This window comes from Arthrobacter sp. MDT2-16, assembly GCF_054510925.1.
The window spans coordinates 381,355-400,736 of sequence record NZ_JBTNDP010000001.1; the positions used below are offsets into that span (position 1 = coordinate 381,355).

A 19,382-nucleotide genomic window follows, 5' to 3' on the forward strand; every position below is an offset into this window, starting at 1 on the left:
CGAGGACCCGCGGAGTCGCTGGAGCCCGGACGGGCGGTGGCAAGATGGGAGCCATGACCGCTGACACCGCCCGCATACGTATCCCGGTACCTGCTCCCGCACAGAAGGTGCCCTTCGAACGCACCCACCACGGCGACACCTTCGTGGACTCCTACGAGTGGATGCGCGACAAGGAGAGCCCCGAGCTGATCGGGTACCTGAAGCGCGAGAACGAGTACACGGAGGCGGTCACGCAGCACCAGGAACCGCTGCGCGAGGCCATCTTCACCGAGATCAAGAGCCGGACGCAGGAGACCGACCTCTCCGTCCCCGCCCGCAAGAAGGGCTGGTGGTACTACTCGCGTACCGAGGAGGGCAAGCAGTACGGCATCCAGTGCCGCGTGGCCGCGCAGGACACCGGCGACCTGGTACGCGACTGGACGCCGCCCGAGGTGGTGCCCGGGCGTCCCGTGGCGGGCGAGCAGGTCATGCTCGACGGCAACGAGCTCGCCGAGGGCAAGCCGTTCTTCTCCCTGGGCGGGCTGTCCGTGACCGAGGACGGCACACTGCTCGCCTACTGCGAGGACAACGCGGGCGACGAGCGCTTCACCCTGCGTATCAAGGACCTCGCGACCGGCGACCTCCTCCCGGACGAGATCCCGGACGTCTTCTACGGGCTGTCCTTCTCCCCCGACGGGACCCGCGTCTACTACACCGTCGTCGACGACTCGTGGCGCCCCTACCAGGTGCGCTCGCACACCCTCGGCACCCCGGTGGCCGACGACGTCGTCGTGTACCAGGAGGACGACGTCGCCATGTGGACGGGTTTCGAGGTCTCCGCCGACCGCACGCAGCTCCTCATCAGCATCGGCTGCTCCGAGTACAGCGAGTACCGCGTCCTGGACCTCGCGCACCCCGAAGCCGGCCTCACGCTGTTGATCTCCCGCGACGAACGCGTCCTGTACGACGCCGAACCGCTCACCATCGACGGCGTACCGCACTACCTGCTGACCCACGACCGCGACGCGAAGAACTCCATGGTGAGCCTCGTCGCGGCGGGCGAGTTCTCCAGGCCGCTCGCCGACCAGAACTGGACGACGGTCATCCCCCACGACGACGCCGTGCGCATCAACGGCATCTCCGTCACGCGGACCCACCTGGTGCTCTCGGTCCGGAAGGACACCATCGAGCGAGTCCAGGTCCTCCCGCTGGCCGGCCTCGGCACGCCCGACCAGGCGCTGCCGGCCGAACCGGACTTCGACGAGGAGCTGTTCACGAGCAACCTTGCCAACGCCGAGTTCGACTCCCCGATCATCCGGCTGTCCTACACGTCCTACCTCACGCCGCCGCGCGTCTACGACTACGTGCTCGCGGACGGCTCGCTGGAGCTGCGCAAGGAGACCGAGGTGCGCGGCGGCTACGATCCTGGCGCGTACGTGGCCGAGCGCCACTGGGCCCCCGCCGCCGACGGGACGCTGGTCCCCCTCTCGGTGGTGCGCCGGGCGGAGCTCGGCCCGGACGGCACCAACCCCGCGGTGATCTACGCGTACGGCAGCTACGAGGTCAGCATGGATCCGGCGTTCTCGGTGGCCCGCCTCTCCCTCCTGGACCGCGGCGTCGTCTTCGTCGTCGCGCACATCCGCGGCGGCGGGGAGATGGGGCGCAGCTGGTACGAGCAGGGCAAGAAGCTCGCGAAGAAGAACACGTTCACGGACTTCGTCGACGCCACGACCTACCTCGCCGACTCGGGCTGGGCCGACGCCGGCCGGATCGCCGCGATGGGCGGTTCCGCGGGGGGCCTGCTCATGGGCGCCGTCGCGAACCTTGCGCCGGAGAAGTACCGCGCGATCGTGGCGCAGGTGCCCTTCGTGGACGCCCTGACCACCATCCTCGACCCGGAGCTGCCGCTCTCGGCGCTCGAGTGGGAGGAGTGGGGCAACCCGATCACCGACCCGGAGGTGTACCGGTACATGAAGGACTACACCCCGTACGAGAACGTGCGTCCCGTGGCGTACCCGCGGATCGCCGCGGTCACGAGCTACAACGACACGCGCGTGCTGTACGTGGAACCCGCGAAGTGGGTCGCGCAGCTGCGCGAGACGGCCACGGGGACGGAGCCGATCGTGCTGAAGACCGAGATGGACGGCGGCCACGGAGGCGCCAGCGGGCGCTACTCCCGCTGGCGCGATGTCGCGTGGGACTACGCGTTCGCCGCGGACGCCGTTGGCGCCACGGAGGTGCTCGCGCGTTCCACCAGTTCCGTGGAGTAGATGACGGGCTCCGGGTGCGAGCCCGGGGCCTCGATCTCCTCGAGGAGCATCGCGCCGGCCTTCACGGCCATCTCGACCATGGGCTGCGTGATGGTGGTGAGCGGTGTCGGCGCGGTCTCCGCGACGGCGTGGTTGTCGTAGCCGACCAGCGCGACGTCCCCGGGCACGGTCCTGCCGGCGGCCTGCATCGCCTCCAGCACGCCGAGCGCCATGAGGTCGGAGGCCGCGAAGATGCCGTCGATGTCCGGGTGCTCGGCGATCAGCCGGCGCGCCGCGGCGGCCGCCCCGTCCGTGGTGAAGTCGGCGTGGACCACGGGCCCCTCGGGGAGTCCCGCCTCGGCCAGGCCCGTCCTCCAGCCGCGGAGGCGGTCGACGGCGGCGGTCATGTCGGCCGGCCCCGCCACCGTCGCCAGGCGGCGGCGGCCGATCCCCGCGAGATGCTGTGCCGCCAGGCGTCCGCCGCCCAGGTTGTCGGTGTCCACATACGTCACCTCGGAGCCCGCGTCCCACGGCCGCCCGATGAAGATGGTGGGGAGGCCGGTCTCGGCCAGCGATCTCGCCCACGAGTCGGCCTCGTGGTGCGAGACCACGATCGCCCCGTCCACGTGCCCGCCGCGCAGGTAGCGCAGCGTGCGGGACGAGTCGTCGTCGGTCCGCGACATCAGCAGCACCAGCTGCACGTCGGTCTCCCGGAGTGCCTCCGTGATGCCGGTGATGACGACGGCGAAGAAGGGATCCATCATGACGCGGACGTCCGGCTCCGGGATGACCAGGGCGATCGACGACGTCCGCCGCGTCACGAGGCTGCGGGCCGCCCGGTTGGGGATGTACCCGAGGTCGAGGACGGCGCGGTCCACCGCCGCCTGGGCCTCCGGGCTGACGCGGTCGCCTCCGTTGATGGCGCGGGAGGCGGTGGACCGCGACACCCCGGCGGCCACGGCGAGGTCCTCGAGGGTGGGGCTCGAGCGTGGTGCGACCTGACGCAGCGGCCGGGGTGAGGACGTCTTCATCACACCGACAATACGACACCCGCCTGCTCGGCGTCCGGCGAGGAGACGCCCGGCACCGTGTTCGTGGCCGCCAGGCGGGAGTACCAGAGGGCGCTCGCCTTCGGGGTGCGTTCCTGCGTCTCGTAGTCCACACGGACGAGCCCGAAGCGCTGGTGGTAGCCCCAGGCCCACTCGAAGTTGTCGAGGAGCGACCACGCCAGGTAGCCACGGAGGTCCACGCCGTCGTCGATGGCGTCCTTCATGGCCCGCACGTGGACGTCGAAGAAGCCCAGGCGGTCCTGATCGTCCACGAAGCCGGTCTCGTCGGCGACGTCGTTGTAGGCGGCACCGTTCTCCGTGATGTAGATCGGGATGCCCGCGGGCCCGGTGTACTCGTCCTGCAGCCGGTTGAGCAGGCGGCGGAGCCCGTCGGGCTGCACCTCCCAGTCCATGGCCGTGACGGGCAGGCCGCGCGGCACCGAGCGGACGCCGTGCGCCGCCACGTAGGGCGAGGAGACGGCACGCTCGAGCGGCGCGTGGCCCTCCTGCGGTGTCACCTCCCCGGACGGCGTCGTGGTGACGGCTTCACCGTGGTAGTAGTTCACGCCCAGCACGTCGATCGGCGTGCCGATGATCTCGAGATCGCCCTCGCGGATGTAGTCGGCCATGCCCAGGTGCTCGACGTCCCGGAGGACGTCCTCCGGGTAGGCGCCGCGCAGCACGGGATCGAGGAAGATGCGGTTGAACTGCCCGTCGATGCGGCGGGCGGCATCGCGGTCCTCCTCGCTGGCCGGGTCCAGGGGATCCGGCACGGTGAGGTTCAGCGTGATGCCGAGCGTGGCGTCCGCGTCCCGGCGGCGCAGCTCCTGCGTCGCCAGCCCGTGCCCGAGCAGGAGGTGGTGCGCCGCGGCGAGGGCCGCCGTCGGCTCCTGCCGCCCGGGGGCGTGCACGCCGGCCGCGTAGCCGAGGAACGCCGCGCACCAGGGCTCGTTCAGGGTGGTCCAGATCCGCACCCGGTCCCCCAGGGCCTCGTGCATCACCGCGGCGTACTCGGCGAACCGGTAGGCGGTGTCGCGGTTGGTCCAGCCGCCCTCGTCCTCGAGGGCCTGGGGCAGGTCCCAGTGGTACAGGGTGAGCCAGGGCTTGATACCCGCCTCGAGCAGCCGGTCCACGAGGTCCGAGTAGAAACGGATGCCCTCCGTGTTCGGCGTGACCCCGTCCGCCATGCAGCGGGACCACGACGTCGAGAAGCGGTACGCCTGCAGGTTGAGGCTCTTCATGAGCGCCACGTCGTCGGCCGACCGGTGGTAGTGGTCGCACGCCACGTCGCCGTTGTGTGCGTCGGCCACCGCCCCGGGGACGCGGGAGAACGTGTCCCAGATGGACGGCCCCCGGCCGCCCTCCTGGGCGGCGCCCTCGATCTGGTACGCGGCGGTCGCCGCGCCCCAGAGGAAGCCCTCGGGGAAGGTGATGTCGGTGCTGCTCATCCTTTGACTGCTCCTTGCATGATTCCTGATACGAGTTGACGACCCGCCACCGCGAAGAGCAGCAGCAGGGGGATGGTGGAGAGCACGGCTCCGGCGAGCACGATCGAGTAGTCGACGAAGTGCGCTGCCTGGAGCAGCTGCAGTGCCACCGGGAGGGTCGGGTTGGACGGGTCCAGCACGATGAAGGGCCAGAAGAAGTTGGTCCACGTCGCGACGAACGTGAAGAGCGCGAGCATCGCGGCGGCCGGCCGGGCGGCCGGGAGGCCGACGTACCAGAACGCCTGGATCATGGACGCGCCGTCGATCCGGACGGCCTCGATGAGCTCGTCCGGCAGTGCGTCCCGCAGGTACTGCGTCATCCAGAAGACGCCGAAGGCGGTGACGACGCCGGGTACGATCACGGCCCAGAGCGAACCGGTCCAGCCCAGCTTCGCCATGACGATGAACAGCGGCACCACGCCGAGCTGGGTGGGCACCGCCATGGTGGCGATCACGAAGACCAGGAGGCCCTTGCTCCCGCGGAAGCGGAGCTTGGCGAAGGCGAACCCGGCGAGGGTCGAGAACAGCACCACGGACAGCGCCGTGACGGTGGAGACGATGATGCTGTTGCCGAGCGCCTTCCAGAACGGGATGGTGTCGAGGACACTGGCCGCGTTGGCGAGGAAGTTGCCGCCCGGCACCAGGGGGACGCCCTTGCTGATGACCGAGCTGTCATGGCTTCCCACCAGGAAGGACCACCAGAGCGGGAACAGCGAACCGAGGATCACGGCCCCCAGGAAGCCGTAGGTCAGGAAACCCGGCCGGCGCATGGTGCCGCCCGGCGCCCCGCGGCGCCGGGAGCCGACGCCCCGCTGGGCTGCGCGTGCGGCCCCCTTGCCCGCGGTCTGTTCGATCATGGGGATGGAGCTCATCGTCGGCCTCCCTGGCTGGCGATACGGCGGGTGATGAGGAAGTTGGCCATCGCGATGAGGACGATGATCAGGAACAGCAGCCACGCCACGGCGGAAGCCCTGCCGAAGTTGCGCTGCCCCCAGCCGAGCTCCCAGATGTACATGGTGAGCGTCTGCCACTGGCGGTCCGCGCCGCCGAGGCCCGCCTGGTCGAACACGCGTGCCTCGTCGAAGATCTGGAGGCCGCCGATGGTCGCGGTGATGACCACGAAGATGATGGTCGGCCGGAGCATCGGGACGGTGACGGAGAAGAACTGGCGGAGCCGTCCGGCGCCGTCGATCGTCGCCGCCTCGTAGACGTCCCGGGGGATGGCCTGCATGGCGGCGAGGAAGATCAGGGCGTTGTAGCCCGTCCAGCGGAAATTCACCATGGTGGCGATCGCCGCGTGACTCGCGAGCGAGTCGGAGTGCCAGCGGACCGGGTCCAGCCCTACCCCCGTCAACAGTTCGTTGAACAGGCCGGCCTGGTCAGCGAAGAGGTTGTTGAAGATCAACCCGACGGCCACGGGGGCCACCACGAAGGGGACGAGGACGCCCATCCTCCAGAACGTCTTGGCCCGGAGGTTCGCGTCGAGCACCGCCGCGATGGCGATGGCGAGGACGACCTGCGGGACGGACGAGAGGAGGAAGATGCTGAACGTATTGCCCACCGCGTTCCAGAAGAACGGCTGCGCGAGCACGAACTCGTAGTTCTCCAGCCCCGTGAACTTGCCCTGTCCCCCGATGAGGTTCCAGGTGTGGAGCGAGACCCATGCCGTGTACAGCAGGGGGAACAGGCCCGTGATCGCGAAGAGGAGGAAGAACGGCGAGATGTAGAGATACGGAGACAGCTTGACGTCCCATTTCGACACCTTCTGGGAGAAGGCCAGCCGCTTCACGCTCCTGTCGCGCGGGGCCCGCTGGTGCGAGTTGGGGGGTGGGGATTGGACCCGGTCCGTGACTGCCATTGGCTACAGAGCGCCTACAGCGGTGACGAACTTCTCCCAGGAGGAGGCGGGGTCGTCGGTCTTGTCGACGTCGACGCGGGTCAGCGCCTGCTGCATGGCGTCGTTGACGGCGAAGTACTTCGGGCCCTTGAACGGCGTGACCTCGACGGCGTTGGCCCGGTTGGCGAGGATCTCACCGGTCGGGGCGTCGTTGAAGAACGCGTTGGTCTGGCCCAGGAGCGCGTCGCTCTCGAGTGCGTCGACCTGGCTGGGGAACGTCCCCTTCGACTCGAAGGCCTTGATCTGCTGCTCCGGGGCGGTGAGCCACTCGGCGAGCTTCTTGGCCTCGGCCTGGTTGGCGCCCTGCGTGGGGACGGTCAGGTAGGAGCCGCCCCAGTTGCCGCCGCCACCGGGGAAGACATCGGCGATGTCCCAGCCCTCGACACCCTCTGCGTTGCCCTCGATGATGCCGAGCATCCAGCCCGGGCAGAGCTTCGTCGCGAAGGCGTCCGACTGGAAGCTGGCCACCCAGTCGTCCTCCCACTGCGTCAGGTGCGCGGAGAGGCCGTCGGTGACGGAGGCCTGCAGGACCTGCTCGTAGATGTCCTTGACCTCGGAGTTCTCCGTGGCGATGAGCGTGCCGTCGTTGTCCTCGTACGCGTTCTGGACCTGGTTGATCATGCCCTGGTAGGTGGCTCCGGCGGAGTCGAACCAGGCCGTGCCGCCACTCGCAGCGACGAACTTCTTGCCGGCGTCGAAGTAGTCCTGCCAGGAGCCGTCGAGCATGGCGGCGACGGACTCGCGGTCGCTCGGGAGACCGGCCTTCTCGAACAGGTCTGCGCGGTAGCACACGGCCTGCGGTCCGGCATCGGTACCGTAGCCGATCAGCTGGCCTTCCTCGGTGGTGGCGGCCTCGGTCTTCCAGTCGAGCCAGCGCCCCTCCACGGCGGGATCGCTGAGGTCCGCGAACTGGTCGGGGTACTCCAGCAGCTCGGGCAGCCAGTCGACCTCGATGCCCTCGATGTCCGAGAGACCGGAGCCGGCGGCGAGCCTCGTGGTGAGGTTGTCACGGGCCTCGTTGGAGGTCGCGGCCTTCTTGTGCTCGATCGTGACGTTGGGGTTGAGCTCCTCGTATTCCTTGAAGAGCTCCTCGTAGCCGAATTCGTTGAACGTACCGACCGACAGGGTGACGTCCTCGGTGCCGGTCTCGCCTTCGACGCCGGCATTGTCCGAACCGCCGGAGCCGCAGGCGGTGAGAGCCAGGGCGAGGCATGCCGCCGCGGCGGAAAGTGCGGTGATACGTGCTCTGCTGTGCACGGGTGACTCCTTTGTCAGGTTGGATCCCGCCGCCGTGTGCAGCGGGTTCTGGGTGGTACTTCCTGGAGCACTGTGTCCGGACGGGACGCGGGCCGGGCCCCTCGACGGGGTCGGTTCCAGGATCGGAATGGCGTCGATGGACCCGGGAAGCACCCCGGGCCCACCGCCGATAGGAGGTGGTCACAGCCCGAGGCCGGGTTCCCACCGGCGGATCACTTCCGGTGGGAGCGCTCTCACGCTGTCGGTCCATCCTGATTGTGACGTGGCGCACTGTCAAGTGAGAGCGCTTCCACAGGCGCGCTCATCCTGCGCCTTCGGGCGTTTCCGCAGGTCAGGCGACCATCCGGAGACCGCGCGTGATCCGATTGTTATGCCGCGCCAGGTCAGCGGGGCGTCCGGTGCACCGCTAGAGTGGCGGACGACACCCTCGTCCCCAGCCAGGAGTACCCGCACGATGACGCACGAGCCATCTACCCCGTGGACCATCACGCTCGGAGAGCTGGACGAGAAGATGGGCGTGACCATCCTGGAGCAGTCGGTCGAGCGGGTGGTCGCGACCATGCCGGTGGCCGGCAACCGACAGTCCTTCGGGCTCCTGCACGGTGGCGCCTCCCTCGCGGTGGGCGAGGCCGTCGGTTCGTGGGCCGCCGTGATCCATGCCTCGACGCTCGGGAAGACGGCGGTGGGGGTGGACGTCTCGGCGACCCACCACAAGGGCGCCCGGGGGGGGACGGTCACCATCACGGCGACCCCCATCCACCTGGGCCGCACCCTCACCACCCACGAGGTGCTCCTCACCGACGAGGCCGGGCAGCGGCTGTGCACCCTGCGCATCACCAACCTGCTCCTCGACAAACAGGCTCATCGGCGTACCGTTTAGCCATGAGTCCGATGAAGCACCCCAGCATGAGGAACGGCGCCCGTCTTGCCGCCGTCGCCGCGACCGTCGCCGCACTGCTCGGCGGTGCAGCCGGACCGGCAGCAGCCCACCCCAGGGATCCCGTCTCCTACGTCGCGCTCGGCGACTCCTATGCCTCCGGATTCGGTGCGGGCTCCTACCAGAACGCCTGCGGGCAGTCGCCCCTCGGCCTGCCCGGCCTCCTCGACGCCAAGCGGAAGGTGGAGCTGGTCGCCAACGCCACCTGCGCCGGCGCCAAGGTGGCGATGGAGGCCGGCGGCGCCGTCGACCTGCCGGAGCAGGTCGGTCAGGTCGACGATCTGCTGTCCTCGGATACCGATCTGGTCACCATCTCGGCAGGCGGCAACGATGCCGGCTTCGCCGAACTGGCGGCGGTGTGCGCCACCCAGCTCCCGGAGGTCTGCGCACAGGCGATCGCGGCGACGAACACCACGACGCTGCCCGCCCTGGCCGGGAACCTCGACATCCTCTACGGGCAGATCCGCGCCGAGGCACCGGACGCCACCGTCGTCGTCACCGGCTATCCGCACCTGTTCTCGCCCGAGTTCGGGAACGAGGTCATCTTCTCCTCTCCCGATTCCGGGGACGTGGTCTTCCCCCTGGCCTCGCAGGTGGCGTTCAATGTCGGTACGGACGCCCTCAACACCCTCATCCGAACCCGCGCCGAGGCATACGGCTTCGTGTTCGTGGACGTGGTGCCGGCCTTCGACGCACACGGCCTCGGCTCGCCCCGCCCGTGGATCACCTTCCAGCCCGGCGCCACCGACAACCTGCACCCCACAGCCAGGGGCTACCGCTCCGGGTACTACCCCGCGGTCCGCAGCGCCGTCGCCCTCTCCAGGCTCGACCACTAGTCCCGGCCGACGCGACGCGAGCCGCCCGGTCCTGGCCGCGCGGCTAGACTCGACGGGTGACTTCAGAGCTCCCCGCCAAGGTATCCGACATCTTCGATCCCAGCCGCTGGCGCATCGTCACGGGCTTCGAGGACTTCACGGACCTGACGTACCACCGCCAGGTGGACCGCGACGCCGACGGCACCGTGGTGCGCGACCTCCCCACGGTACGCATCGCCTTCGACCGTCCCGAGGTACGCAACGCGTTCCGCCCCGGCACGGTCGACGAACTCTACCGGGCCCTCGACCACGCCCGCATGAGCCCCGACGTCGCCACGGTCCTCCTCACCGGCAACGGCCCCAGCCCCCGTGACGGCGGCCATTCCTTCTGCTCCGGCGGCGACCAGCGCATCCGCGGCCGGGACGGCTACCGGTACGCCGAGGGTGAGACCCGGGAGACCATCGACCCGGCGCGGGCCGGGCGCCTGCACATCCTCGAGGTCCAGCGGCTCATCCGCACGATGCCCAAGGTGGTCATCGCCGTCGTCAACGGCTGGGCCGCCGGCGGCGGACACAGCCTGCACGTCGTCGCGGACCTGACCATCGCCTCCGCGCAGCACGGCCGGTTCAAGCAGACCGACGCCACGGTGGGCAGCTTCGACGCCGGGTACGGCTCGGCGCTGCTGGCCCGGCAGATCGGGCAGAAGAAGGCACGGGAGATCTTCTTCCTGGCCCGCGAGTACTCCGCGCAGGACATGGTGGAGATGGGCGCGGTGAACGAGGCCGTGGACCATGCAGCGCTGGAGGAGACGGCGCTCGCCTACGCGGCGGATATCGCCCGCCAGAGCCCCCAGGCGATCCGCATGCTGAAGTTCGCCTTCAACCTCGCTGACGACGGCCTGGCCGGACAGCAGGTCTTCGCGGGCGAGGCGACACGCCTGGCCTACATGACGGACGAGGCGGTGGAGGGCAAGGAGGCGTTCCTCGAGAAGCGCGCCCCCGACTGGTCCTCGTTCCCCTACTACTTCTAGGAGCGGCGTGGAACTCCTGCCCGTCCATACGCCCGACGGCTTCGACCCGCTCGGACTGCTGAAGCCCCTCGCCGCAGCCCTCGCGGGTGAAGGCCCCGCCGTCGCACCCCACGTGCTGCCGGACCAGTCCTTCGACGGCGCGCTGCCCAACGACGAGATCGCCGCCGTGATCAGCACCTCCGGTTCCACGGGGGTCCCGAAGCAGACGATGCTCAGCGTCGACGCCCTCGCCGCGTCCGCCATGGGAACCGCGTTCGCGCTCAAGGCCGAGGGCCAGTGGCTCCTGACGCTCCCCGTGCACTACGTCGCCGGATTCCAGGTGCTCGTGCGGTCCCTGTTCGCCGGGACGCAGCCCTGGGTCATGGACACCACCGGGGGTTTCACGCCCGCCGCCTTCACCGAGGCCGCGGCGGAACTGACGGACCGGGTGCGCCTCACCTCCCTGGTCCCCACGCAGCTCCACCGGCTGCTGGCCGATCCGGTGCCGGAGACCCTCCGGGTGCTGCGCCGCTTCGACGCGATCCTCCTCGGAGGTGCACCGGCCGGCGCCACCCTGCGGGCCCTCGCGCGCAGCCAGGACCTGAAGGTCGTCGAGACCTACGGCATGAGCGAGACCTGCGGCGGATGCGTCTACGACGGCACTCCGCTGGACGGCGTCGAACTCCGCTCGGTGGACGGACGGCTGCGCATCGGCGGGGCGGTGCTGGCCGACGGCTACTTCGACGCCCCGGGGCTCACCGAGGAGAAGTTCGTCTTCAATTCGGGTGAGCGCTGGTTCGTCACCGACGACGCCGGCGACGTCGCCTCCGACGGGTCGGTCACCGTCCACGGACGGCTCGACGACGTCATCGTCACCGGTGCCCTGAAGGTCTCGGCGCGGCGTGTGTCCGATGTCATCGAAGCGCTGCCGGGCGTGGAGCAGGCCCTCGTGCTCGGTATCCCGAGCCCGGAGTGGGGCTCCGCCGTGGCCGCGGCCGTCGTGGGTGACGTCGACGCCGAGGTCGTCCGGCAGGCCGTCCATGTGGAACTGGGCGCGCACGCCGTCCCGAAGGCCATCGTGACCCTCGACGCCCTCCCCCTCCTGCCGGGCGGCAAGCCCGACCGCCTCACCATCTCCACGCTGCTCGAACGCGCCTAGGCGTCCCGTTCGATCTCCGCCCGACCCGACGAAAAGGACCCCTCAGTGGCGACTGCCGCCCAGTGGCTCGAAGGAGCCCGCCCCCGCACGCTGCCCATGGCCTTCGCCCCCGTGATCATCGGCAGTGCGGCCGCCTTCGGGCTCGGCTCGTTCCGGCCGCTCAACGCGGTGCTCGCGGGGATCGTCTCGGTGCTGCTGCAGGTCGGCGTGAACTACGCGAACGACTACTCGGACGGCATCCGCGGCACGGACAACGAGCGTGTGGGTCCGCTGCGCCTGACGGGGTCCGGGGCGGCCCGGCCGCAGCAGGTGAAGAACGCGGCGTTCGCCTGCTTCGGCCTCGCCGTGCTCGCCGGCCTGGCGCTGATCGTGCTGTCGCAGGCCTGGGTGCTGCTGCTGGTGGGCGTGGGCTGCATCGCCGCCGCGTGGGGATACACCGGAGGCAAGAACCCCTACGGGTATCTCGGACTCGGCGACCTGTTCGTGTTCGTGTTCTTCGGGCTCGTCGCCACGCTGGGAACCACCTTCACGCAGGCGGACCGGCTCAGTGGAGCCGCCTGGATCGGCGCGATCAGTACGGGCCTGATCGCCACGGCGCTGCTGATGGCCAACAACGTGCGCGACATCCCCACGGACTCCGCGGTGGGCAAGCGGACCCTCGCGGTACGGCTCGGCGACACCCCCGCGCGGATCAGCTACGTCATGATGCTCGCCGCGGCCATCCTGCTGCCGCTGTTCCTGAGCTACGACTACCCCTGGATGCTGCTCGTCCTGCTGCTCGTCCCGGCGTGCATCATGCCGAGCCGGCTAATGCTCCAGGGCACACAGCGCAGGAGCCTGATCCCGGTGCTGAAGCAGACGGGTCTGATCAGTCTGGCGTTCAGCGTCCTGTTCACGGCGGGAATCGTGGTGACGACACTCCGGGCCTGAACGAGGACCTCAGGGTCCGCTCAGGCCGCGTCGCGGCGCGGCTTGCGGTCGGCGTTCACCGGTGTGTTGGGGTCCAAAGCGTCCTCGGCGGCGGCGTCGTCGAGCTCCACGGCGGTGCGGACGGGTGGGGCGCCCGGCGTGAGGCGGCGCTGCAGGGTCGTCGCGGCGGCATCGCGGAGGTCCCGGGCGAAGAGGTACGTCACGCACCATGCGAGGATCGCAGCGACCACCGCGGACAGGAAGAGTCCGAGGCCCAGCAGAACGCATGCAACGTAGAAGACGATGATCAGCAGCAGGCGCAGGGCAGTGAATTTGAGGAAGGCCACTCTCCAAGTTTACTCGCCTACAATTGGCGCATGCCCCGCCTCCTGCTCATAGCCGCGATCCTGGGGGTCGCCGTCGTCATCTACGCGTTGATCGATTGCGTCATGAGCCGAAAACACGAAGTACGGAGCATCTCCAAGACCGCGTGGTTCGTCACCATCCTCGTCCTGCCGCTCATCGGTGCGGGAATGTGGTTCCTGTTCGGCCGTCCGCGCAAGCAGGGACCGTCGGGCCCGCGGCGGCCCGCACCCCGGAAGCCCACCGCGCCCGACGACGATCCCGCCTTTCTGCAGAATCTCGAGGCCCAGCGCTGGCAGAGGGCCCGCGAGGAGGAGCGGCGTCGGCGCGAGCAGGAGCAGAAGGAACGCGAGGCCAAGGCCCGCGAGACCGGCAAGAACCCTCCTGTGCGGGACGACAAGCACGACGGCGAGGGAGACGACGCCGGCCCCGGACCCACGGGCGCCCACCACCCCTGACGGCTCGGGACCGGCCTGCGCCGGGCCCGCGCGTGCCGGTGCATTCCCCCGGACATCGAAGAGCCCCGCGGCAGCTGCCGCGGGGCTCTTCCGTCCGGTCGGGAGGACTCAGCCTGCGTAGCTGTGCAGTCCCGAGAAGTAGATGTTCACGATCGTGAAGTTGAAGACGATGCAGAGGTAGCCGACGATCGACAGCCACGCTGCGCGCGTCCCCGTCCAGCCGCGGGTGGCGCGGGCGTGGAGGTAGCCGGCGTAGACGGTCCAGATGACGAAGGTCCAGACCTCCTTGGTGTCCCAGCCCCAGTAGCGGCCCCAGGCCTGCTCGGCCCAGATCGCACCCGCCATGAGGGTGAAGGTCCAGCCCACGAAGGCGATGGCGTTCAGGCGGTAGGACAGGTTCTCGAGGCTGAGGGCGGACGGCACCAGGCGGAGGAACCTGGCGGTGTCGGCCTTGCCCGCCAGGAGCTTGGCCTCGCGGGAGGTCTGCAGGAGCTGCAGCACCGACATCGCGAACGTGATGGTGAACATCGCCGAGGACGCGACGGCGATGGAGACGTGGACCACCAGCCAGTAGCTCTGCAGGGCCGGGATCAGGTTGGCGACGGGCGTCGGGAAACCGACGGTCGCGGCACAGAGCATGATGACCACGAGTCCCACCACGAAGGACCCGACGAAGCGCAGGTCCTTGCGGGTGAGCGTGACGAGGAAGATGACGGCGACGAGGAAGGCGCCCGTGGTGCAGAACTCGTACATGTTGCCCCACGGCACGCGGTGGGCGGCGACGCCGCGGGTGACCACGGCGGTGCCGTGGATCAGCGCTGCCAGGACCGTCAGCGCGACGGCGATCCGCGCCCGTCCGCGGCGGGGCCCTGCCCCGTAGTCCATGGAGTCGTCGGCCGTGGCGGGCACGGTGGCGGCCGACGTCGACCCTGTTCCGCGCGCCCCGACGCCCGCGAGGGTGCGCGCGGGCGCATCGGCCCGGGCGAGGCGCGTCTCGAGCGTGCTGATGGTCGTGCTCGACTTCACGAGGTCGAGGACGAAGAACACGAGGGCCACCATGTAGGCGATGGAGGCCAGCAGCATGAACAGCTCACTGGCCTGCCCGAGCTCGGCGTTGACTGGTACTGGCATCAGTTGTCCTTTGCGTTGTGGTGCGACTGCCCCGAGCCGGCTGCCGACGACGCGGCCTCCTGCTCCCTATGGTCCCCCGTGGTGCCGGACGCGACCAACCAGTGGTCCGCCAGCAGTTTCCCGACGGCCTGGCCCTCGGCGGCGAGCCGGTGGTCCTCGCCGCGTGCCAGCAGGCCGTACTCCAGCATGATGCGCCCGTCGGGGTGCTCACCGGTCCGCACCCACAGCCTGCGGCGCCCGATGAACAGGGACGCGGTGAGGCCGAGGAGCGCGAGCGTGGAGAACACGAGGGCTCCCACTTCGCCCGGGTCGTGGTGGATGTCGAGGGCGACGTAGCGCTTGAGCCCGTCGAAGGTGATCGAACCCTTGCCCTCGGGCAGGTCGTAGGTCTGGCCGACGCCGAGCACGATCCCGCCGGCGTCGTTGTTCCGGCTGTTCAGCTCGGTCAGGTTCTCCGTGTCGAGGACGTAGACGTTCTCCGGGGTGCCGTCGTCCAGACCGAGGTCCCCGTAGTAGGAGTTGAGGTTGAGCTGCGGGTTGAACGGGTCCGGGTCCCGCGAGAAGGACACACCGTCCTCGTCGACGAAGGCCGTGGGGAGGAAGAACCCCACGAAGCCGAGCTGCTCCGGCCGGGCGTCGGGCGCCTTGATGACGATCAGGGACGTGTAGAGGCCGTCGGACGGGACCGACACCACGGGCCCCTGCGACGCGACATTGCCCTCGCCGTCGCGCACCGTCACAACGGGCGCGTACCCGTTGCCGACGAGGTAGACGTTGGTCCCGCCGATGCTGAGCGGCTCGTTGACCTTGAGGACCTGCTGCTCCTCGTCCCGGCCCGGGCCGTCCTGCGTGGTGAGCTCGGCGGTGAAGTCCAGCGGCTGGCCGTAGTGGCTCTCCTGCTCGCGGTCGAAGCGGACGTCGAAGGAGTCGAGGCGGAGGGAGTAGGGCTCGAGCCGGTCGTCGGAGAAGTTGGACCCCGGACTGAAGCTGTCGTAGCCGATGAGGGTGTTGACGAAGCTGTCGCCCTCCACGACGACCTTCTGACCGTTGTAGCCGAACAGCCCGCCGACGGCCACCGAGACGAGCACCCCGATCAGCGAGGTGTGGAAGACGAGGTTCCCGAGCTCCTTGGCGAGGCCGCGCTCGGCGCCGACCGACGGGCGGTCGGTCCCGGCGTCGCGCACGTCGACGCGGTAGCCGCGCTTCTTCAGCAGCACCGCGGCCTGCCCGGCGGCGGACGACGGCGTCAGTCCGGCCTCCCGCGCGCGATCCGCGGGCACCTCGAGCGTGCCGTAGACGGGCAGGCGGGAGAGCCGCCTGGGCGTGCGCGGCGGCTTCGATCGGACCGCCCTGAAGTGTGCGATCGCGCGGGGAACCACGCAGCCGATCAGCGAGACGAAGAGCAGGAGGTAGATGGCCGAGAACCACACCGACGAGTAGACGTCGAAGAGCTGGAACCAGTCGAGCACGGGCCCGGTGTCCGGGTTGTCCTGGAGGTACTGCGTGACGACGGCGGGGTTCGCGGGCCGCTGCGGGAACAGCGAGCCCGGAACAGCCGCGACGGCGAGCAGCAGGAGCAGGAACAGCGCTGTCCGCATGCTCGTCAGCTGCGTCCAGGCCCAGCGCAGCGTGCCGAAGAACCCGAGCGAGGGCAGGACGACGTCGGACGCGGCACCCGCGGCGCCCGCCCTGTCCCTCGTGTCCTGCGAGACGTCCTGCTTCACTGTGCCCTTCCCCTCGATGACGATCCGTCGTGGCGTGATGCGGCCCCGCATGCCATGGTGCGTGTCATATCGGCAGCACCACGGTGCCGATCAGCAGATCCTGCAGCTGCGTGATCAGCAGGTTCCAGACGCCGCTCACCATGAGCACGCCGACGAGCACCAGCATGCCGCCTCCTGCCCGCTGCAGCAGGAGCCGGTGCCGTCGGAAGAAGGCGAGCGCCCCCATCCCGCGGCGCACGCCGAGCGCGATCAGCAGGAACGGCAGGCCGAGGCCCAGGCAGTAGACGAAGGTCAGCACGGCGCCCTTGAGCGCCGTCGCGTCGTCACCGGAGATCGCCAGCAGCTGGACCGCGCCGAGCGTCGGGCCGATGCAGGGCGCCCAGCCGAGGCCGAAGGTGACGCCGAGCAGTGGGGCGCCCAGGAGTCCTGCCGGAACCCTGGCGTGCACCCGGCTCTCCCGCTGGAACCAGGAGAGGCCGCCCATGAAGACGACGCCCAGCAGGATCACGACGACGCCGAACACCTGGATGAGCCATCCCTGCGAGACGCGCAGGAAGGATCCGAGCTGCCCGAACAGCGTGCCGTAGGCCATGAACACCGCCGAGAACCCGAGGACGAACAGGCCGATGCCGGCCACCATGCGACCCCTCCTCTGCTTCTCGAGGTCCACGCCGGTCAGCCCGGTGACGTACCCGAGGTAGCCGGGCACCAGTGGCAGGACGCAGGGCGAGGCGAAGGACACCAGGCCGGCCAGCAGGGCGACCGGCAGGGCGAGGAGCATCGAGCCGTTGAGGACGGTGTCGGCGAAGCCGTTCCCGGCGGCGAGTGGCACGGACGCGATGAGCGATCCTGCCTGCGGGGCGGCCAGGAGGCTCATGGGCGGGGCGCGGCCGACGCGCTACTCGGCGAGGGCATCGCTGATCAGGGCCTTGAGTGTGCCGCGGTCCGCGAGCCCGAGGATCCGCGCGGAGACCCGTCCCTCGCGGTCGAGGACGATCGTCGTGGGGACCGCCTGCGGCGGCACGTACTGCGTCATGTCGAGCAGCACCCGGCCGTCCTTGTCGTCGAAGCTGGCGTAGGGGATGTCGAAGCTGCGCTCGAACGCCTCGGCGGTCGCACGCTCGTCCCGGATGTTCACGCCGTAGAAGGCGGCGCCCTGCGGCTCGTACTCGTCATGGAGCGAGACGAGGTCGGGCGCCTCCTCGCGGCAGGGGGCACAGGAGGCGTACCAGAAGTTGAGGACGGTGACCTGGCCCTTCCAGTCGGCGCTGGACACGGACGTGCCGTCGAACAGCGCACCGGAGACCTCGACCGGCTCTCCCCTCTCGGCGTACTCGGTGACCGATCCGTCGCCCGCGATGTAGTTCTTGCCGTCGCCCGCGGCGGCCTGCTGCGCGAGGGGGTCCTCGGCGGCGCAGGACGTGGCTCCGAGGGCAACCGGCACGGTGAAGGCCAGCGCCATGCCCAGCTTGAGCAGGAACCGGCGCTTCGGGGGACGGCTGCTTGGTGTCACGGCTTCTTCCGTTGATTTCTACGTCGTGTAGTAATTCTATTACGCCCCGGGGACATTCGCCGCACCGGGCAGCAGATCGGCACACGGCTCGACGTAGCTCACACGCTGGATCGTGTCGCCCACGAACTCGAGCGACGTGATGGAGGTGAGGGTGCATTCGCGCTGCCGGGGGTCGTGCCACAGGCGCCTGTTCTCCGCGGCGAGCCGCGTGACCCAGATCGGGAGCTGGTGACTGACGAGGATGGCTTCGGCGGGCCGGTCCGGGGCATCCCCGGCCAGCTCGATGGCCTGCCGGCGTGCATCCTGCACTCCTGCGAGGACGCGCTCGGCCTGCCGGGTGTAGGGCTCTCCCCACGAGGGCCGGAACGGGTTGACGAGGAGAGGCCAGTAGCGGGGCTGGCGGAGCCTGCTCCGGATCCGCGACATGCCCTCGAAGCGGTTCTCCGCCTCGATGATGCGCTCGTCGGTGGTGATGCCGAGACCGAGCGCGTCCGCGACCGGCTGCGCGGTCTCCTGGGCACGGGTGAGCGGGGACGCCACGAGGTGCACGATATTGGCGCCGTCGTCCCGCCGCCGTTCGAAGTGGTCGGCCATCTGGGCGGCCATGCGGCGCCCCAGCTCGGAGAGATGGAACTCGGGAAGCCGTCCGTAGAGGACGCCGTCGGGGTTGTGGACCTCACCGTGGCGCACCAGGTGGACGGTTGATCGCTGCATCCTCCCAGTTTCCCGCATGCGCGTACACGAGAGCGAATCGCTCCGATTCCTTCTGCTGAGGGCGTTCAGTTGAACCTTTGAGGAAAGTGTGGAATAAAACATGCATACGCATGCTTATCTATCCCGTACCCACCGCTCAGCCTCACAGGAGTTCATCATGACCGTTCCCTCCAGCCTCACCACCGGCACCTGGTCCTTCGATCCCGCGCACAGCGAGGTCGGCTTCAGCGTCCGCCACGCCGGCATCAGCAAGGTGCGCGGCGCCTTCCGCGACGTCGACGCCTCCCTCACCGTAGGGTCCTCCCTCGAGGATTCCAGCATCTCGGCGACCATCCGGACCGCATCCTTCACCTCCGGCGACGAGAACCGCGACGCCCACGTCAAGGGCGCGGACTTCTTCGACGTCGAGGAGTTCCCCGAAATGACGTTCGTGTCCACCTCGCACGAGGGCTCGGGCGAGACCTACCGGATCAACGGTGACCTCACCATCCGCGGCATCACCCGCCCCGTGGTCCTCGACGCCGAGTTCAACGGCGTGGCAGTGGACCCCTTCGGCGCCACCCGCGCCGGCGTCTCCGCCTCGACGAGCATCTCCCGCAAGGACTTCGGCCTCACCTGGAACGCAGCCCTCGAAGCCGGCGGCGTCCTCGTGGGCGACAAGGTGACCATCACGATCGACGCGGCATTCGTGGCACCTGCCGCCGTCGCTGTCTGACCCGTCCCACACCGAC

General features: G+C 69.6%; 19 protein-coding genes. 8 read left to right on the forward strand and 11 right to left on the reverse strand.

Annotated elements, in window-relative coordinates; all coding sequences use genetic code 11:
• The first annotated feature begins 53 nt into the window (after nucleotides 1-53).
• Nucleotides 54-2,249 carry a S9 family peptidase gene (locus tag ACX80N_RS01890; protein ID WP_459338067.1) on the forward strand — a complete coding sequence of 732 codons (2,196 nt, stop codon included), beginning with the start codon at nucleotides 54-56 and terminating at the stop codon, nucleotides 2,247-2,249.
• Here the strand turns inward: ACX80N_RS01890 and ACX80N_RS01895 are convergent.
• From ACX80N_RS01895 to ACX80N_RS01915, 5 genes are read right to left on the reverse strand one after another with little or no spacing between them, the layout of a single operon-like run.
• The gene (locus tag ACX80N_RS01895) at nucleotides 2,180-3,259 is read right to left on the reverse strand and encodes a LacI family DNA-binding transcriptional regulator (RefSeq protein ID WP_459338068.1); all 1,080 of its coding nucleotides are present in this window, start codon (nucleotides 3,257-3,259) and stop codon (nucleotides 2,180-2,182) included. The two genes, ACX80N_RS01890 and ACX80N_RS01895, sit on opposite strands and share 70 nt — an antisense overlap.
• Nucleotides 3,259-4,725 carry a GH1 family beta-glucosidase gene (locus tag ACX80N_RS01900; RefSeq protein ID WP_459338069.1) on the reverse strand — a complete coding sequence of 489 codons (1,467 nt, stop codon included), beginning with the start codon at nucleotides 4,723-4,725 and terminating at the stop codon, nucleotides 3,259-3,261. The genes ACX80N_RS01895 and ACX80N_RS01900 overlap by 1 nt, the downstream gene beginning before the upstream one ends.
• The gene (locus tag ACX80N_RS01905; RefSeq protein WP_105033111.1) at nucleotides 4,722-5,636 is read right to left on the reverse strand and encodes a carbohydrate ABC transporter permease; all 915 of its coding nucleotides are present in this window, start codon (nucleotides 5,634-5,636) and stop codon (nucleotides 4,722-4,724) included. The genes ACX80N_RS01900 and ACX80N_RS01905 overlap by 4 nt, the downstream gene beginning before the upstream one ends.
• Nucleotides 5,633-6,622, reverse strand: coding sequence for a carbohydrate ABC transporter permease (locus ACX80N_RS01910; RefSeq protein ID WP_459338070.1), 990 nt, complete (start codon nucleotides 6,620-6,622; stop codon nucleotides 5,633-5,635). The genes ACX80N_RS01905 and ACX80N_RS01910 overlap by 4 nt, the downstream gene beginning before the upstream one ends.
• 3 nt (nucleotides 6,623-6,625) lie before the next feature.
• The gene (locus ACX80N_RS01915) at nucleotides 6,626-7,918 is read right to left on the reverse strand and encodes an ABC transporter substrate-binding protein (protein ID WP_459338071.1); all 1,293 of its coding nucleotides are present in this window, start codon (nucleotides 7,916-7,918) and stop codon (nucleotides 6,626-6,628) included.
• Between the two features lie 454 nt (nucleotides 7,919-8,372).
• Between ACX80N_RS01915 and ACX80N_RS01920 the strand changes: the two genes are divergently transcribed.
• From ACX80N_RS01920 to ACX80N_RS01940, 5 genes are read left to right on the forward strand one after another with little or no spacing between them, the layout of a single operon-like run.
• The gene (locus ACX80N_RS01920) at nucleotides 8,373-8,798 is read left to right on the forward strand and encodes a PaaI family thioesterase (RefSeq protein ID WP_459338072.1); all 426 of its coding nucleotides are present in this window, start codon (nucleotides 8,373-8,375) and stop codon (nucleotides 8,796-8,798) included.
• Between the two features lie 2 nt (nucleotides 8,799-8,800).
• On the forward strand, nucleotides 8,801-9,691 hold the full coding sequence (locus ACX80N_RS01925) for an SGNH/GDSL hydrolase family protein (protein WP_459338073.1): 891 nt from the start codon (nucleotides 8,801-8,803) through the stop codon (nucleotides 9,689-9,691).
• A gap of 56 nt (nucleotides 9,692-9,747) precedes the next feature.
• Nucleotides 9,748-10,701 carry a 1,4-dihydroxy-2-naphthoyl-CoA synthase gene (locus tag ACX80N_RS01930; protein WP_105033116.1) on the forward strand — a complete coding sequence of 318 codons (954 nt, stop codon included), beginning with the start codon at nucleotides 9,748-9,750 and terminating at the stop codon, nucleotides 10,699-10,701.
• A gap of 7 nt (nucleotides 10,702-10,708) precedes the next feature.
• Nucleotides 10,709-11,839 (forward strand): AMP-binding protein, encoded by a 1,131-nt coding sequence (locus ACX80N_RS01935; protein ID WP_105033117.1) that lies wholly within the window; start codon nucleotides 10,709-10,711, stop codon nucleotides 11,837-11,839.
• Nucleotides 11,840-11,884: 45 nt separating this feature from the next.
• Nucleotides 11,885-12,769, forward strand: coding sequence for a 1,4-dihydroxy-2-naphthoate polyprenyltransferase (locus ACX80N_RS01940; protein WP_459338074.1), 885 nt, complete (start codon nucleotides 11,885-11,887; stop codon nucleotides 12,767-12,769).
• A gap of 20 nt (nucleotides 12,770-12,789) precedes the next feature.
• Here ACX80N_RS01940 and ACX80N_RS01945 read toward each other — a convergent pair whose 3' ends face one another.
• Nucleotides 12,790-13,095 (reverse strand): DUF4229 domain-containing protein, encoded by a 306-nt coding sequence (locus tag ACX80N_RS01945; protein ID WP_105033119.1) that lies wholly within the window; start codon nucleotides 13,093-13,095, stop codon nucleotides 12,790-12,792.
• A 30-nt stretch (nucleotides 13,096-13,125) separates the two neighbouring features.
• On the opposite strand from ACX80N_RS01945, the gene ACX80N_RS01950 reads away from it, so the two are divergent.
• Nucleotides 13,126-13,569 (forward strand): PLD nuclease N-terminal domain-containing protein, encoded by a 444-nt coding sequence (locus ACX80N_RS01950; protein ID WP_105033120.1) that lies wholly within the window; start codon nucleotides 13,126-13,128, stop codon nucleotides 13,567-13,569.
• A gap of 108 nt (nucleotides 13,570-13,677) precedes the next feature.
• Here ACX80N_RS01950 and ccsB read toward each other — a convergent pair whose 3' ends face one another.
• The 5 genes from ccsB to ACX80N_RS01975 all read right to left on the reverse strand — a co-directional run bounded on the left by ccsB (nucleotide 13,678) and on the right by ACX80N_RS01975 (nucleotide 18,651).
• Nucleotides 13,678-14,700, reverse strand: coding sequence for a c-type cytochrome biogenesis protein CcsB (ccsB, locus tag ACX80N_RS01955; RefSeq protein ID WP_459338075.1), 1,023 nt, complete (start codon nucleotides 14,698-14,700; stop codon nucleotides 13,678-13,680).
• Nucleotides 14,700-16,475, reverse strand: a complete 1,776-nt coding sequence (gene resB, locus ACX80N_RS01960; RefSeq protein WP_459338076.1) for a cytochrome c biogenesis protein ResB — start codon at nucleotides 16,473-16,475, stop codon at nucleotides 14,700-14,702. Before resB ends, ccsB begins: the two co-directional genes overlap by 1 nt.
• Before the next feature lie 13 nt (nucleotides 16,476-16,488).
• Complete coding sequence (locus tag ACX80N_RS01965) at nucleotides 16,489-17,205, reverse strand: cytochrome c biogenesis CcdA family protein (RefSeq protein ID WP_240615276.1); 717 nt, start codon at nucleotides 17,203-17,205, stop codon at nucleotides 16,489-16,491.
• Nucleotides 17,206-17,322: 117 nt separating this feature from the next.
• The gene (locus tag ACX80N_RS01970) at nucleotides 17,323-17,886 is read right to left on the reverse strand and encodes a TlpA family protein disulfide reductase (protein ID WP_459338463.1); all 564 of its coding nucleotides are present in this window, start codon (nucleotides 17,884-17,886) and stop codon (nucleotides 17,323-17,325) included.
• Between the two features lie 90 nt (nucleotides 17,887-17,976).
• Nucleotides 17,977-18,651, reverse strand: a complete 675-nt coding sequence (locus tag ACX80N_RS01975) for a histidine phosphatase family protein (RefSeq protein ID WP_459338077.1) — start codon at nucleotides 18,649-18,651, stop codon at nucleotides 17,977-17,979.
• A gap of 157 nt (nucleotides 18,652-18,808) precedes the next feature.
• Between ACX80N_RS01975 and ACX80N_RS01980 the strand changes: the two genes are divergently transcribed.
• The gene (locus ACX80N_RS01980) at nucleotides 18,809-19,366 is read left to right on the forward strand and encodes a YceI family protein (protein ID WP_459338078.1); all 558 of its coding nucleotides are present in this window, start codon (nucleotides 18,809-18,811) and stop codon (nucleotides 19,364-19,366) included.
• Nucleotides 19,367-19,382 lie beyond the last annotated feature (16 nt).

Bases quoted from the DNA above. Each gene is read 5' to 3' on its own strand.
- ACX80N_RS01980 (WP_459338078.1), top strand. From the start codon at position 18,809: ATGACCGTTCCCTCCAGCCTCACCACCGGCACCTGGTCCTTCGATCCC.
- ccsB (WP_459338075.1), bottom strand. From the start codon at position 14,700: ATGCCAGTACCAGTCAACGCCGAGCTCGGGCAGGCCAGTGAGCTGTTC.
- ACX80N_RS01895 (WP_459338068.1), bottom strand. From the start codon at position 3,259: ATGAAGACGTCCTCACCCCGGCCGCTGCGTCAGGTCGCACCACGCTCG.
- resB (WP_459338076.1), bottom strand. From the start codon at position 16,475: ATGCGGGGCCGCATCACGCCACGACGGATCGTCATCGAGGGGAAGGGC.
- ACX80N_RS01970 (WP_459338463.1), bottom strand. From the start codon at position 17,886: ATGGCGCTGGCCTTCACCGTGCCGGTTGCCCTCGGAGCCACGTCCTGC.
- ACX80N_RS01950 (WP_105033120.1), top strand. From the start codon at position 13,126: ATGCCCCGCCTCCTGCTCATAGCCGCGATCCTGGGGGTCGCCGTCGTC.
- ACX80N_RS01900 (WP_459338069.1), bottom strand. From the start codon at position 4,725: ATGAGCAGCACCGACATCACCTTCCCCGAGGGCTTCCTCTGGGGCGCG.
- ACX80N_RS01925 (WP_459338073.1), top strand. From the start codon at position 8,801: ATGAGTCCGATGAAGCACCCCAGCATGAGGAACGGCGCCCGTCTTGCC.
- ACX80N_RS01890 (WP_459338067.1), top strand. From the start codon at position 54: ATGACCGCTGACACCGCCCGCATACGTATCCCGGTACCTGCTCCCGCA.
- ACX80N_RS01975 (WP_459338077.1), bottom strand. From the start codon at position 18,651: ATGCAGCGATCAACCGTCCACCTGGTGCGCCACGGTGAGGTCCACAAC.
- ACX80N_RS01965 (WP_240615276.1), bottom strand. From the start codon at position 17,205: ATGCTCCTCGCCCTGCCGGTCGCCCTGCTGGCCGGCCTGGTGTCCTTC.
- ACX80N_RS01910 (WP_459338070.1), bottom strand. From the start codon at position 6,622: ATGGCAGTCACGGACCGGGTCCAATCCCCACCCCCCAACTCGCACCAG.
- ACX80N_RS01920 (WP_459338072.1), top strand. From the start codon at position 8,373: ATGACGCACGAGCCATCTACCCCGTGGACCATCACGCTCGGAGAGCTG.
- ACX80N_RS01905 (WP_105033111.1), bottom strand. From the start codon at position 5,636: ATGAGCTCCATCCCCATGATCGAACAGACCGCGGGCAAGGGGGCCGCA.